The organism is Chryseolinea soli, assembly GCF_003589925.1.
GTDB classification, from domain to species: Bacteria; Bacteroidota; Bacteroidia; order Cytophagales; family Cyclobacteriaceae; genus Chryseolinea; species Chryseolinea soli.
This window is the reverse complement of the sequence record NZ_CP032382.1, coordinates 2,772,426-2,785,449: the sequence shown is the minus strand read 5'-3', so window position 1 is coordinate 2,785,449 and position 13,024 is coordinate 2,772,426. Positions and strand designations below refer to the sequence as shown.

General features: G+C 47.2%; 13 protein-coding genes and 3 tRNA genes. 3 read left to right on the top strand and 13 right to left on the bottom strand.

Annotation, left to right across the window (positions count from 1 at the left end; translation table 11 throughout):
* Positions 1–178 precede the first annotated feature (178 nt).
* The 10 genes from tuf to D4L85_RS11975 all read right to left on the bottom strand — a co-directional run bounded on the left by tuf (position 179) and on the right by D4L85_RS11975 (position 7,204).
* The gene (tuf, locus tag D4L85_RS12025) at positions 179–1,366 is read right to left on the bottom strand and encodes an elongation factor Tu (protein ID WP_073133806.1); all 1,188 of its coding nucleotides are present in this window, start codon (positions 1,364–1,366) and stop codon (positions 179–181) included.
* A 261-nt stretch (positions 1,367–1,627) separates the two neighbouring features.
* Positions 1,628–1,699, bottom strand: a tRNA-Thr gene (locus D4L85_RS12020).
* Between the two features lie 129 nt (positions 1,700–1,828).
* Positions 1,829–1,901: transfer RNA gene (locus D4L85_RS12015), tRNA-Gly, on the bottom strand.
* Between the two features lie 112 nt (positions 1,902–2,013).
* Positions 2,014–2,096 (bottom strand) — tRNA-Tyr (locus D4L85_RS12010).
* An 843-nt stretch (positions 2,097–2,939) separates the two neighbouring features.
* Positions 2,940–3,401: a DUF4304 domain-containing protein gene (locus D4L85_RS12000; RefSeq protein WP_228450865.1), complete on the bottom strand. Its 462-nt coding sequence runs from the start codon at positions 3,399–3,401 to the stop codon at positions 2,940–2,942.
* 65 nt (positions 3,402–3,466) lie between these two features.
* Positions 3,467–3,772 carry a hypothetical protein gene (locus D4L85_RS11995; RefSeq protein WP_119754535.1) on the bottom strand — a complete coding sequence of 102 codons (306 nt, stop codon included), beginning with the start codon at positions 3,770–3,772 and terminating at the stop codon, positions 3,467–3,469.
* 6 nt (positions 3,773–3,778) lie between these two features.
* Positions 3,779–4,255 carry a DMP19 family protein gene (locus tag D4L85_RS11990; RefSeq protein WP_119754534.1) on the bottom strand — a complete coding sequence of 159 codons (477 nt, stop codon included), beginning with the start codon at positions 4,253–4,255 and terminating at the stop codon, positions 3,779–3,781.
* A 46-nt stretch (positions 4,256–4,301) separates the two neighbouring features.
* Positions 4,302–5,597 carry a TPR end-of-group domain-containing protein gene (locus D4L85_RS11985; protein ID WP_119754533.1) on the bottom strand — a complete coding sequence of 432 codons (1,296 nt, stop codon included), beginning with the start codon at positions 5,595–5,597 and terminating at the stop codon, positions 4,302–4,304.
* A gap of 304 nt (positions 5,598–5,901) precedes the next feature.
* Positions 5,902–6,501 carry a hypothetical protein gene (locus D4L85_RS11980; protein ID WP_160143685.1) on the bottom strand — a complete coding sequence of 200 codons (600 nt, stop codon included), beginning with the start codon at positions 6,499–6,501 and terminating at the stop codon, positions 5,902–5,904.
* Positions 6,502–6,511: 10 nt separating this feature from the next.
* Positions 6,512–7,204, bottom strand: coding sequence for an NUDIX hydrolase (locus D4L85_RS11975; RefSeq protein ID WP_119754531.1), 693 nt, complete (start codon positions 7,202–7,204; stop codon positions 6,512–6,514).
* Between the two features lie 76 nt (positions 7,205–7,280).
* Here D4L85_RS11975 and D4L85_RS11970 point away from each other — a divergent pair, with 76 nt between their 5' ends.
* The gene (locus D4L85_RS11970; protein WP_119754530.1) at positions 7,281–8,927 is read left to right on the top strand and encodes a carboxylesterase/lipase family protein; all 1,647 of its coding nucleotides are present in this window, start codon (positions 7,281–7,283) and stop codon (positions 8,925–8,927) included.
* Between the two features lie 98 nt (positions 8,928–9,025).
* On the opposite strand, the gene D4L85_RS11965 is transcribed toward D4L85_RS11970, so the two are convergent.
* From D4L85_RS11965 to recF, 3 genes are all read right to left on the bottom strand, one after another.
* A complete protein-coding gene (locus tag D4L85_RS11965; protein ID WP_119754529.1) occupies positions 9,026–9,505 on the bottom strand; it encodes a hypothetical protein in 480 nt (159 codons plus the stop codon).
* 141 nt (positions 9,506–9,646) lie between these two features.
* A complete protein-coding gene (locus D4L85_RS11960; protein ID WP_119754528.1) occupies positions 9,647–9,943 on the bottom strand; it encodes a DciA family protein in 297 nt (98 codons plus the stop codon).
* Positions 9,930–11,039 carry a DNA replication/repair protein RecF gene (recF, locus tag D4L85_RS11955; RefSeq protein ID WP_119754527.1) on the bottom strand — a complete coding sequence of 370 codons (1,110 nt, stop codon included), beginning with the start codon at positions 11,037–11,039 and terminating at the stop codon, positions 9,930–9,932. Before recF ends, D4L85_RS11960 begins: the two co-directional genes overlap by 14 nt.
* A 75-nt stretch (positions 11,040–11,114) precedes the next feature.
* On the opposite strand from recF, the gene pdhA reads away from it, so the two are divergent.
* Both pdhA and D4L85_RS11945 read left to right on the top strand, forming a co-directional pair.
* Positions 11,115–12,158 carry a pyruvate dehydrogenase (acetyl-transferring) E1 component subunit alpha gene (gene pdhA, locus D4L85_RS11950; protein ID WP_119754526.1) on the top strand — a complete coding sequence of 348 codons (1,044 nt, stop codon included), beginning with the start codon at positions 11,115–11,117 and terminating at the stop codon, positions 12,156–12,158.
* A gap of 121 nt (positions 12,159–12,279) precedes the next feature.
* Positions 12,280–12,969, top strand: coding sequence for a tetratricopeptide repeat protein (locus tag D4L85_RS11945; protein WP_119754525.1), 690 nt, complete (start codon positions 12,280–12,282; stop codon positions 12,967–12,969).
* Positions 12,970–13,024 lie beyond the last annotated feature (55 nt).

Sequence of the window (13,024 nt, the reverse complement as noted above, 5' to 3'; positions counted from 1 at the left end):
TACTTAAAAATACCGAATTCTGGCCTTTTTGACCTTCCTTTAGCCGGAGCCGCTCAAACTCCTGAGCCGCACCCATGTACCTCAGCCCAAAAGGACTGCAAAGGTAAAACAAAGGACCAGAAAACAAAAGCGTTCCTGAAAATTTTCAGAAACGCTTTATGCTTTGATTATCTGGAGGTTAGTCCAGGATTTCAGTCACCTGACCCGATCCTACGGTGCGACCACCTTCGCGGATAGCGAAACGGAGACCTTTTTCCATAGCGATCTTGTTGATCAGCTCAACTTCGATGGAGATGTTATCGCCAGGCATAACCATTTCCACGCCGGCAGGAAGCTTACACTCACCTGTTACGTCGGTTGTGCGGAAATAGAATTGAGGGCGGTATTTGTTAAAGAATGGCGTGTGACGGCCACCTTCTTCTTTCGAAAGAACGTAAACTTCGGCTTTGAATTTAGCGTGGGGCTTTACAGAACCAGGCTTGCAAATAACCATACCACGACGGATTTGCTCTTTTTCAATACCGCGGAGGAGGAGACCTACGTTGTCGCCGGCTTCACCTCTGTCGAGGATCTTACGGAACATTTCCACGCCCGTGATGGTAGATTTAAGGTTTTCAGCACCCATACCGAGGATTTCTACGGCATCGCCAGTGTTGATCACACCTCTTTCAATTCTACCGGTAGCAACGGTACCACGACCAGTGATCGAGAACACGTCTTCTACAGGCATCAGGAAGTCTTTGTCGATCAAACGAACGGGCAGGGGGATATAATCATCCACAGCCTTCATCAGTTCTTCAACTTTTTCAACCCATTTCGGCTCGCCGTTCAGGGCGCCGAGAGCGGAACCTCTGATAACGGGCATGGTGTCGCCAGGGAAAGAGTAAGCGGACATCAGTTCGCGAACTTCCATTTCAACGAGGTCAAGCAATTCTGCATCGTCAACCAAGTCAACTTTGTTCATAAATACTACCAGGGCGGGTACACCTACCTGACGAGCCAAAAGGATGTGCTCGCGGGTTTGGGGCATAGGTCCGTCAGTAGCGGCTACCACGAGGATAGCGCCGTCCATCTGGGCAGCACCCGTCACCATGTTCTTCACATAGTCGGCGTGACCAGGGCAGTCAACGTGCGCATAGTGACGCTTTTCAGTAGCGTATTCTACGTGCGACGTGTTGATGGTGATACCTCTTTCTTTTTCTTCAGGAGCGTTATCGATAGAAGAGAAATCGCGCATTGAAGCAAGTCCTTTGGATGCAAGAACTTTGGTGATTGCTGCTGTAAGCGTAGTTTTACCGTGATCGACGTGACCGATAGTACCAACGTTTACGTGTGGTTTCGAACGATCAAATGTTTCTTTTGCCATATTTGAAAATCCCTGTTAAAGTTTAAAATTATAAGTGTTTGAAATTGTTTTTTACCTATTTCTTCGGTCCTGCCTGCTGCTGAACCTAACACCCTGAACATTTTAAGCCTTTGAAAAGGGTTTGCTTTTCGTTTTCATGGATTCTTTGACGGTATAAGAGTCGCTACGTCTTACATGCTTCCTGCCTTGAATCCTTTTTTAAGGATGAGCTGTTGATGAGGTCCCGATAGTTATCGGGAGAACTCACGACCTCTCTAATTGAGCTGTTGATGAGGATTGAACTCACGACCTCTTCCTTACCAAGGAAGTGCTCTACCACTGAGCTACAACAGCTTTTAAAATCCTGCCGTTCTCCTCTTTATAGACTATCAACAGCCTAGTTGGTCAATTTGCGTTTTCGTTAGAAAAACAGGCTTTTGTCCTGATTTTTTTGCCGAGTGCTCATTGACCGGAGTCAAAATGAGCGGGAGACGAGGCTCGAACCCGCGACCTATAGCTTGGAAGGCTATCGCTCTACCAACTGAGCTACTCCCGCAATTTTATTTAGAAAGGACTGCTTCCTTTCATGGAGCCGGTTGCTGGTAGAAACCGATGTCCGAGACTGCCTTTTGGGCTGCCCGCCTTCGCCAAGGCTTCGGCGGGCGATGTGGGGGAAATAGGATTCGAACCTATGAAGTCATAAGACAACAGATTTACAGTCTGTCCCAGTTGGCCGCTTTGGTATTCCCCCAAAACTTGATTTCAGTACTTTTAAGAACGTTTGAAACGGCCTTTAACGGGTCCTTTTCAAAAAAGAGAGTGCAAAATTAGACGCTTTTCTACTTTTTCAAAACTTTGGTGGAGAATTTCGTGGAGAATGGTGGGTTGGGGGTGAAAATTGTTCGGTTTGGGTGTGTGGAAACTTTGTTGGTGGCGGGCGAGTTGGGCTGAGGCGCGACTTCCTGTTTTACCGCAAAGGACGCAAAGTGGGCGCAATGGGATTTTGGGGGAAGCTTGGGGTTCTCGCCCAGGGCACCAAGATTATCCGCTTTCCCGAATCGGCCAGTGTATTCAATCGGTCTGTTCTTTTCGTTTAGAGATGCTCCGCTTTGTTAATTGATTGTTAACCCAGGGCGTTCTAGATCAGCAATTTGTTCTGGCCGAACATCTTGTATCTTGAAATCATTTTCCTTCATGTGTTCGTAAAACTTCACCGGAAGAATCAGGTTGTGATTTTCTACAAACTCAAAAATATTGTCAAGCCAATACCATTTCCCGTCCGTTCTACAGCCTATCGACCCGAATGACATTTTTCCAGTAAAAGGCGAGAGAAAATTCATTTTGCTTGTGAAGGCTATGCTATAGCTTTCGTTTAGATAAATCCCCATTTTGGACTTCTCAGAATATGTGGCGTTTAGGCTTTCGTCGACAAATTGTCTGACACTGGGATAATTTCTATATCGATCCCCATATCCCTTCCAAAGGCCAAACCACCTAAACGGCCAATTGTATGCATTAAAATTATCAATCATTTCCATAATCAACCTCCGTCCACAGGTTAAAAGAGTTTTGACTCCTCAAGCCCATTAAATTATTATACCGTTCCATCATTCTGTTGTGATAACCAAGCCTTGACTGCAGGCGGCAAGTAAATCTCAGCCTTCTCTGCCAGTTCCACTATGCCCGACTTTGATAACGCCTTATCCGCGAACGGCACCAAAAATTCAAGAAACATTTTTTCCAGTTTATCCTTTCGCATGCTATCATTTTCGGCCGGATCGATATCAAGCACTGAACTGTAGGCAGGGGGCTGTCTCCTGAAAATATCTCCTACGTCCTTCTTCACTAAATTCTTACTCCTTGTATAGCGCTTACCGGATATCCCTTGTACATAAATCTTGATATTCAGGTAATAAAGATTGTTGAAGTTCGATTTCTGCAAGTCGAGTACAACGATCGTTTCAGAACTTTCTTTCCACCAGCCACCGAAGGCACTTTCAAATCCGCTTTCCTTGGCCACATCGCCGAACATCGTTTTAAAATCCCTGCTGTCCATTTTTCAAAAACCGGGTATTGGGGCGTTAACAATTTTTAGGATTGGGAAATAGGCGGGCCATAAGACTAAATATTAAAGTGTTCTTTCATTACTGCCACGAGTTCAGTCTCTGATACCTCTCTGCCGACCAAGATAGTTTCAATCGTTTCATCGCCGTTTTTCTCATCAATTAATTCCAACTCAAAATAACATTGAAACTCAGGTAGCTCAGTATAATCGTAAGTAGAAATATAAATAAGATGATTTCGTTGCTTTAATCCTATGGCACAAAGGTCCGCGTCCCAATAGGGAACAAATTCGATCGCGGTAAAGTCAATTTTTGATTTCAACCGCTCTATGAGCTTTACTATGCTGTCATCCTTCTCGATCATTTGTTTTTATGGGTTCTGCAGATAGTTACTCAATCGTTGTACTATATCCTCTTCCTCTTTGTCGTCATAATCATAATATTGGATATCCAATTGATTTAGCGGTTCAAATAAATCATCATCGACGAATAATTGTCTAAGATCTTTTTTCAGTAATCTTTCTCTAAAAACATTATCAGGCCAACCCTCCTTGTTCACTAGTTTCAATGCCTTTACCAAAAGTTCGGCCCTTCTCGGTGCGTTGATCTTAATAAGAGACCTAATCGTTTCTTTTGCAAACTGACCATAACCATTAAAGAAATATTGGTGAAATCCCCCGTTAAAAACCTGGTTATGCACAACAACGACAAGGTAAGTAACCTGCAGATCGCTAGGTAACCCAACTACATAATCGTACCATCTAGAATCCGTCGTTTTTAACCACTCCGCCTTTATTCCTTTAACGGCCTCAGCGTATTTTTTCCCTATAAATATCCGATCGTCCATAGTTTGTCAAAGATTACCAACCCCGATTTTTCTAACCCATTCTGAACTATTTTTTTGGTCGGAATTCCGTCATGTTCTTATCGATGTAATATCGCGACGTCCCATCATTCTCGATTGTGGGATCCACTAAAAAATAAAATTCCACAATGTCGCTCTCGCGTGGCCAAGGAACGCAGTCACCTTTATACGAATAGTTAATCCCGACGATCCGCAGGGATTGTGGCTTGATGATCCATTCCATTTTCCGGAGATCTAATACCCCACGGCGATCATCGTCTCCATGTTGAACCGTCACCCATGTGGCATCATAGCGGTGAAAGGGATAGTCCAATAATTCACCTTTCAATTTAACTTCTCCGCGCTCGTTGATGAATCCTTTTTCGTTGTTGGTGTCGGTGAAATAGAACCATTTCAGATCGCCCGTCACCCTCGTGTTCCGGGAGAGATTTGTGTGGACAAAATCAAAATGCGGCAACGGTGTTCCGTCCTTTGCGATGATGCCGCTGCGCTCGGGCTTGTGGGCGATCAGATAAAACTCGCCGTTGATCTTGAACGGTTCGCTGATATTGAAGCTCGGCGTCTCACTGCGATTATAGATGTCCGAAAAAGCCACAACCTTGTCGAAGCTGTCGAGCATAAAACCCTTAAAGCCGCTGATCGGCGCCGGGTCCGCAAAGCGTATGGGGTCCGGGTCGGCTGTCCCGATCGCGGGGCCGGTATTGGAATAGGTCACCTTCCTGATCTTTCCATCCCGACCGAGCTGTATCTTCCCGTCGTCCTTATAATAGAAGGTGGCACAATCGCCCATAAACGTTAATTTCCAGAACTCCGGTGCTACAACGACCTTCATCGTGGCCCGGTCCATATATCCCCACCGGCTATTCTCCTGAAAGGGTATGAGGTCGGTGGCGTTCACCTTCTCTATTTTCGAGAATTTCTTCTCGATATTTTTCAGCGCGTCGTCCATGTTTTTTCGAATCCGCATCCAGCGCGGGTCGAGACGTAGCGCGGCCAGGTCGGCGTCTTCTTCCATCCATTCCCGGTTCAAATATCCCTGTGCAATACTTTTGGACAGGAATTCAGACGCTTCTCCCAGGTTGCCCGTGAGGGAAGCGCAACAACTGGCGTTGTAGTAATCATACAGATCTATGTTTTTCTTTTTGAATGACCGCTTGTAGCAGACGAGCGCTTTTTCATAGTGATGATCCTCCTGATAAAGCCTTGCGCTGTCGACATCATTTTGATACGTTTTGCTGTTTTGTGCATGACCTGAAAATGGCCAGAACAACGCGAGGAGCGTAAATAGTGTGCCGCAAAACGTTTTGAAGAGTGATGATTTCATAACATTTATAAATTCTTTTGAAAAATATTTTAGCCTGGTATCGTGAAAACAAAAAAGATCATTCGCTGCGCCGCATTTGGAGATGAGACGATGATAAAGAGGATTGTTTTTTTAACAGAAACATTGCGAATTTTTCACTCAATGGCAACGTAGGTTTTTGAGGGTGCCAAGATAAAAAAAATCATTGAACAAACCTGTCATTCCAGCTAACCAATAGGGTACCCGCAGAGATTGCGACATGTAAGCGCCTTCGCCTATATACGCAAGGACATTAATGGCGACAGGAAAAGAAATTATTATGATCTTATAAATAAATTCCCCTGCTGAACTCCTCCATGGGAGTCGTTTTCAAAATTGATTTTTGAAAGTAGTGCTCAATGCGCATTGCTTTATCCGAATCTTTGCGCCGCAACTTGCACTCCAAAACATTGGAATAGAATTTAGCGATATCAATTCTCAGTTTTTCAACTTCCAAATTGTAGGACTGAAAATCCGACTTTAAATACTCATCAAATATTGACAACAATTTGCAACAACACAGGATTTCTGAGTGTGCCAGGCTAGCTGGCCCATTAACAGTCCTAAATAGAAAACAGCCAAGTCTTCTTAACCAACTTGTTTCTTCATCATAAGAACATAGCCATTCGATAGTATCAAGATTCAGATGAGCGTATTTCAGAAGATAATTTATTACCCTCGCTGGATTTATTTTGTCGTGGTAATAATGTTGAAGTTCGGCCCAAGATGTCCACCTGCATCTATCCAATGACAAATCGATCTGTCTTAAATAGGCGTATAAAAAAACAAGGGTATCGCGTTCTATAATCGTTTTTCGATTCATGGATAATGCAAAATCTTGGTCAGCATTTGCAAAAATCCTACCACTTATTGCGCGGGCATTCAAATCGAACCGGCTATGTAAAGCTATATAGATAAGGCGCCTTATGCGCCTTGCCCGAATACTGCTTGTCGTGTCGTTTCAGTTTGCCCGTGGCCAGCATGGTGCGTTGAAACGTGGTGCGTCTCAGCTTGGTGTCCAGAATGGCTTCATAAACATGTTGGAGTTCTTTCATCGTAAAACGCTGCGGCAGCAAATTTCCGCCTACAAGTTTCCGATCCAGATTTTCACGCAACGTGAGCACGGCTTTTTCTACAATACCTTCGTGGTCTAAGATCAACTTCGGCAATTCTTTCACCGGATACCATTGACAGGAATCGGAAAGTGCATCGGGTTTAGGCACAACGTCTTTATAATTGATGAGCGCATAGTAAGCGATGGTGATGAAGCGGTCCAGCATCCATGGAAAATCCTGTTCGGGGTTGTGACCGTTGGCCCGCAGGATTGTCGCCATCACTTCCGGTTTGTAGCGGGCCATGGATCCAAAGGCGTGAAACTGTTCGAGGTAAATGTCGGAGAGCCCTGTGCGCTCGGCCAATCCGCGGCGCACCGCCAGGTCCAGGTCTTCGTCGTTTCCTACAAATCCTCCAGGAAGCGCGAACAAGCCCGTGTTGTGATATTCCATGATGAGGATCTTCAGCTCGTCGCCGGAAAATCCGAAAACAACTGAATCATACGCCAAATGCGGCAAAAAAGCCCTTTCCGCCATGAATTAACAAGTTTGTCCAAAAATAGATGGTATTTTAAAGAAACGCTACCTATTATTGTTACAAAATGAGACAATAATGAAAACGATTACACAAACCGCCTTCGCCATGGTGATCCTTATGGCCATTTCGGCGACCTCTGGGCTTCGGGCACAAGACAACTTTGGTTTTCCGGTTCAGGTAAAAATTGAGAACGGTACGATCGAAGGACTGTACGACACGAAAACAAGTCTGCAAACCTATTTCGGAGTTCCGTTTGCCAAACCCCCGGTGGGCGATCTTCGCTGGAAGGCGCCACAGCCCCTCGACAACTGGACCAACGTGAAAGAGACCAAGGCCTTTGGCCCACGCCCGGTGCAGGGCATTGTTTTTGGCGACATGAACTCACGTTCAAAAGGCATCAGTGAAGATTGTCTTTACCTGAACGTGTGGTCGCCCGCAAAACGAAATGCCACGGGACTTCCCGTGTTGGTGTATTTCTATGGTGGGGGTTTTGTGGCAGGCGATGGCTCCGAGCCGCGATATGATGGTGCCGCTATGGCACAGAAGGGTATCGTCGTGGTGACGGTGAACTATCGTCTGGGTCTATTTGGATTTTTTTCCCACCCGGAGTTGAGCAAGGAATCCCCTTACAAGGCATCGGGTAACTTTGGTTTACTCGATCAAGCTTTTGCTTTGAAATGGGTCAACAAAAATATTGCTGTATTCGGTGGCGATCCGAAGAAGGTGACGATCGCCGGCGAATCGGCCGGATCTATTTCGGTGAGCGCCCAGATGGTGTCGCCGTTGTCGAAAGGATTGATTGCCGGTGCGATTGGCGAGAGCGGCTCGGGCATTAGTGCTTTGGCGGCTGTTCCGTTGGCCGAAGGCGAAAAGCAAGGCGCCGAGTTCGCGAAAAATGCCGGCTATACTTCGCTGGCCCAGCTGCGCAAGGCCAGCACCCGCGAACTGTTTGAAGCCTACCAGGAGTCCAAACGTTTTGGCTTCCCCCCGGTGATCGACGGATACTTCTACACGAAGAACATGGCCGACGTCCTTAAGGCACACGAACAGTCCCAGGTGCCGCTGCTACTGGGATGGAACTCGTCTGAAATTCCGGGCATGGCGTTCATGCAGGGGTTGCCGTACTCGGAAGAGAATCTGATCAAGAAAGTAAAGGAGGCTTATCCGAACGATTTTGAAGCGGCACTGAAAGTATATCCGCATGGCAATGCCAAAGAAGTAGAGTGGGCGGCGACCAATCTTGCGTCCGACAGGTTTATTTCCTACAGCACCTGGAAGTGGTTCGATCTTCATCGCAAAAACAGTAGCCAGCCCGTGTACCGATATCTCTACAGCAAGCTGCGCCCCGCGATGGTGGATAAGTCCTTGACACCCGGACTCGCCGGCGGCACGCAACAAGGTGGAATGAAATTCGAGCCTCTCGGTGCCCCGCATGCCTGTGAGATCGAATACTGCATGGGGAACCTGCCCCTGGTGAAAGACTATCAGTGGACGGCCGACGACTACAAAGTATCGGAGACGATGCTGAACTATTTCGCCAACTTTATCAAGACCGGCAACCCGAACGCGAGCGGTCTGCCGGAGTGGCCTGCCGCACAACCTAACGATGCTACACCACCCGTGATGATCCTCGACACCGAATCGAAATCGGTGAAATACGACGATACACGATATCTTTTCCTGGACAGCCAGGCAGCGAAGGTGGCCAAACAAGCGCCGTAGGTCGTGATGATTTTTTCGCGCGAAGGACAAAGCCAGACCGATAGAGATGCCAGGGGTTTTGTTCTTCGCGCCTTTACTGTTTTTTTTACAACGTGGGTTCACACCACGGGTTGGGCAATCTGCTGAAGGAGATGGTCTATTGAATTGAACGATCCGAAGCCGACGTATTTTCCCTCCTCTTCAAAATTTCTAAGGAGCATCACAAAATGATCTCTTCCGACCCAAGATTGCAGATTCTTTCTGTTGATGTAAATGAAATTATAGTTGTATAACTCTTCGCTTGTGTCTGACGTAATAAAACCCACTTGGATGGCATCGCCCATTTTATCAATAATCTGACCATCGACAAAGCATCTCCGACTTTTCGCAGCGTCAAAAAATTTTGTCAAAAGCCCATCGACTTCATCTTTCAACGAATGGTGTTCGAAACATTGTTCATGAACGCCATTGTCACTAAAGAGATACAACGGATCTTTGATATTGTTAGTGAAGGCAGGAAAACCACTGATGCGCTCTCCTTCCTTCAAAGTTTGCTGGCAGATTGCGCAAGCGGTCCGATCCAAAAAAATAAGGGCCATGATTTTACTTTACGTTTTATTCATATCTCGGCAAAAAACTTTCTAGCTGGCGTTTTCCTGAACGTGCAGGTTGTTATTTTATGGTCCCTTCCATGTCTTCTGTCCAACGTTTAAGGCCTCAAGGTAATCGCCAAGGCTAATTTACATCGCGATAATCTCCGCCACCACCCCCTCACCAAACTCCTTTTTAAACATCTCCAAAACATGCGTTTTATGCATCGAAAAATCATGACGCATGGTCGGCGAATCAAACTCTACAAACAACACTTTATTTTTGATATACAGTTTTTTCGTACGCTTGGCGATCGGCTTCCCCACCATGCGCTCCCATGACGCCAACACATTGGCCTCATCAAATTTATTGTTGAGCCGATAGGAATTCAGCATCTCGCGGATGGCGTCTCCTACTGACTTGATGTTGTGTTTATTGTCGCTCATACAGCTTCACGTTTCCTTTCTCGATGGTAAATACAGTAGCCTCCACGTGGATTTGGTCCAGCAAGCCTTGGGTGCGGTCGGGGCGGGCGTCGGTGATGAAGAGTTGGCCGAGGTCTTCCTTCATGAGCGCCAGCAGGCGGCTGATGCGAAAGTCGTCCAATTTATCAAAAATATCGTCCAAAAGCAGGATGGGTTTGAAGCCTTTGTGGGTTTTCAGAATCTCGAACTGGGCCAGCTTGAGGGCGATGACAAACGATTTCTGTTGTCCTTGCGAGCCCAGGCGTTTCAAGTCGCCTTGTTCGAGAGTGAAAATATAGTCGTCGCGGTGGATGCCGAAGCTGGTACGCTGGAGGGCGAGGTCTTTTTGACGGGTGCCCTGCAATCCTGCCGTAAAATCTTTTTCCTGCAAGGGTGACACATAGGCAAGATCAGTCACCTCATTTTCCTCGACAATGAAGCGATAATATTTCCGGAACACGGGCAAAAATTCTTTCACAAACGCCAGGCGTTTTTCGAAGATGGGCATGCCACGTTTCACCAGCACCTGGTCGTAGGCATCGAGGGTGAGCCAGTCGGTAAGGCCTTTTTCGTAGGCCATTTTCAGAAAGCTGTTCCGTTGCTTCAGGGCGTGGTTGTATTGGATGAGGTCTTCGAGATAATGCTTGTCCAACTGCGAGATGATGCCGTCGAAAAATTTGCGACGGGCCTCGCTGCCTTCTTTCACCAGGTCTACGTCGTCGGGGGCTACCAAGATGACCGGGTATTTGCCGATGTGGTCGCTGAGCTTTTCGTATTCGTTCACGCCTTCACGGAACACTTTTTTGGCACCCTGCTGGACGGAGCTAACGATTTCGTTGGAGGAGTTTTCCGTTCGAAAGCCTCCTTTTACCATAAAATAAGGCTGCTCGTGTTGAATGCAGTGCTGATCGGTGGTGGAGAAAGCGCTCTTTGTGAAGGCCAGGTAGAAGATGGCATCCAGCAAATTGGTCTTGCCGCTGCCGTTTTTGCCTACCAGGACATTGATCCGGGGTGAAAACGTGAGATTCGCCTCTGCATAGTTCTTAAAGTTGAGCAAATGAAGTTTTTCAAGGTGCATGAGAGAATTACACGGAAAGTTTGGCTAATGTTCGTTTGGGAATTAATTTCGCAGCTCGGATTCAAAAATAGGGATATGCCTACGACAACCAAAGCGAAGAATGAGGCCGCTGTTGCGGCGAAGAGTGACAACCAGGAGTTCTCCAAGGAGACCTATCTCTACTGGTACGAAAGCATGCAGCTGATGCGCAAATTTGAAGAGAAGGCAGGTCAATTGTATGGCATGCAGAAAATCAAAGGCTTTTGCCACCTCTATATCGGCCAGGAGGCTTGCGCCGCCGGCTCTGTTACCGCCCTCCGCAAAGGCGACAAATGGATCACGGCCTATCGCGACCACGGCCACCCGCTGGCCCTGGGCACAGACCCTAAGGCCATCATGGCCGAGCTCTATGGCAAAGAAACCGGTACCACCAAAGGAAAAGGCGGTTCCATGCACATTTTTGATAAAAACGTAGGTTTTGTCGGCGGCCACGGCATCGTGGGCGCTCAGGTTCCGCTGGGAGCCGGACTGGCCTTCGCCGAAAAATATAATAAGACCGGCAATCTCTGCATTTGCTCCATGGGCGACGGTGCCGTACGTCAAGGTGCTTTCCATGAGACCCTGAACCTGGCCATGCTCTGGAAGCTGCCCGTGATCTTTGTGATCGAGAACAATGGTTATGCCATGGGAACGTCGGTGCAACGCACCTCGAACGTGACGGACCTGTATACCCTGGGTGAAGCATACGATATGCCTTCCGAACCGGTGGATGGCATGCACCCCGAAGATGTGCATAAGGCCGTAGCCCGCGCCGCCGACCGCGCCCGCAAAGGCGAAGGCCCTACCCTGCTCGAATTCAGAACCTATCGCTATAAGGGTCACTCCATGTCCGATCCTCAAAAATACCGGACCAAGGACGAGGTGGAACAATACAAACAACGCGACCCCATCGAAATCGTACGCAAAACCATCCTCGAACGCAAAATGGCAACCGAAAAGGACCTCGAAGCCATCGATGCCAAGGTGATGGGTCAGGTAGACGAAAGCGTGAAGTTCGCGGAAGAATCCAAGTATCCCGATCCTTCCGAGGCTTTGACGGACGTTTATGTACAAACGGACTATCCTTTCGTGCTGGATTAAGACCCCTTTTTTTAGAAGCATCTAATGTGTAGTTTTGCGCCCCCGACTGGTCGGGCAAAACGTAATAATGTCACGCAGAACCCGTTCCTTTCCGGGTTGAGGCGGAAATAACCTGAATACAATGGCAAAAAAGGAAGAACACAAGCACGAACTTCTCGAAAATCCCGAGGCAATTAAGGACCGTTTGATTGGCGCCGAAAATTGGATTGAAAGCAATCCCAAGGTCGTTGTCGGCATCGCGGTCGCTATTCTTTTAGCCGTTGGTGGATATTTTGGTTTCCACTATTATAAGAGCACCCAAAACGTAGAGGCCCAGAAAGAAATGTTCCAGGCCGTTTATTATTTCGAAGCCGACAGCCTGGGAAAAGCGCTGGATGGCGATGGAAACAGCATGGGCTTTCTCGAGATCATCAATAAATACGGTATTACCGACGCAGGCAAATTGGCCAACTACTATGCTGGCGTTTGCTATTTGAAGCAAGGTAAATATGAGCTGTCCCGTCTTTACCTGGAAGACTTTAGCTCTAACGATCTTTTGGTACAGGCCCGGGCCTATAGCCTGGTGGGCGACACCTATATGGAAGAGCAGAAGTATGAGGACGCTGCCAAATACTACAACAAGGCCGCCAACTACAAGCCGAACAAATATTTTTCACCGGCCTACCTGATGAAGGAAGCCCTGGCCTACGAAAAGCTGAACCAGAACGACAAGGCAAAAGAAGCCTATGAAAAAGTGATCACCCAGTATTGGGAATCTGCGGAATATCAAAGTGCCCGCAAGTTCAAAGCGCGTTTGGAAAGCAATTCCTAAGCATATTTCATTTAATTTCAAGGGATAGATCTTCTATCCCTTTTTTATTTCACCC

Bases quoted from the DNA above. Each gene is read 5' to 3' on its own strand.
- D4L85_RS11990 (WP_119754534.1), bottom strand. From the start codon at position 4,255: ATGGACGATCGGATATTTATAGGGAAAAAATACGCTGAGGCCGTTAAA.
- D4L85_RS11945 (WP_119754525.1), top strand. From the start codon at position 12,280: ATGGCAAAAAAGGAAGAACACAAGCACGAACTTCTCGAAAATCCCGAG.
- D4L85_RS11960 (WP_119754528.1), bottom strand. From the start codon at position 9,943: ATGAGCGACAATAAACACAACATCAAGTCAGTAGGAGACGCCATCCGC.
- D4L85_RS11965 (WP_119754529.1), bottom strand. From the start codon at position 9,505: ATGGCCCTTATTTTTTTGGATCGGACCGCTTGCGCAATCTGCCAGCAA.
- D4L85_RS11975 (WP_119754531.1), bottom strand. From the start codon at position 7,204: ATGGCGGAAAGGGCTTTTTTGCCGCATTTGGCGTATGATTCAGTTGTT.
- tuf (WP_073133806.1), bottom strand. From the start codon at position 1,366: ATGGCAAAAGAAACATTTGATCGTTCGAAACCACACGTAAACGTTGGT.
- recF (WP_119754527.1), bottom strand. From the start codon at position 11,039: ATGCACCTTGAAAAACTTCATTTGCTCAACTTTAAGAACTATGCAGAG.
- D4L85_RS11995 (WP_119754535.1), bottom strand. From the start codon at position 3,772: ATGATCGAGAAGGATGACAGCATAGTAAAGCTCATAGAGCGGTTGAAA.
- D4L85_RS11970 (WP_119754530.1), top strand. From the start codon at position 7,281: ATGAAAACGATTACACAAACCGCCTTCGCCATGGTGATCCTTATGGCC.
- pdhA (WP_119754526.1), top strand. From the start codon at position 11,115: ATGCCTACGACAACCAAAGCGAAGAATGAGGCCGCTGTTGCGGCGAAG.
- D4L85_RS12000 (WP_228450865.1), bottom strand. From the start codon at position 3,401: ATGGACAGCAGGGATTTTAAAACGATGTTCGGCGATGTGGCCAAGGAA.
- D4L85_RS11985 (WP_119754533.1), bottom strand. From the start codon at position 5,597: ATGAAATCATCACTCTTCAAAACGTTTTGCGGCACACTATTTACGCTC.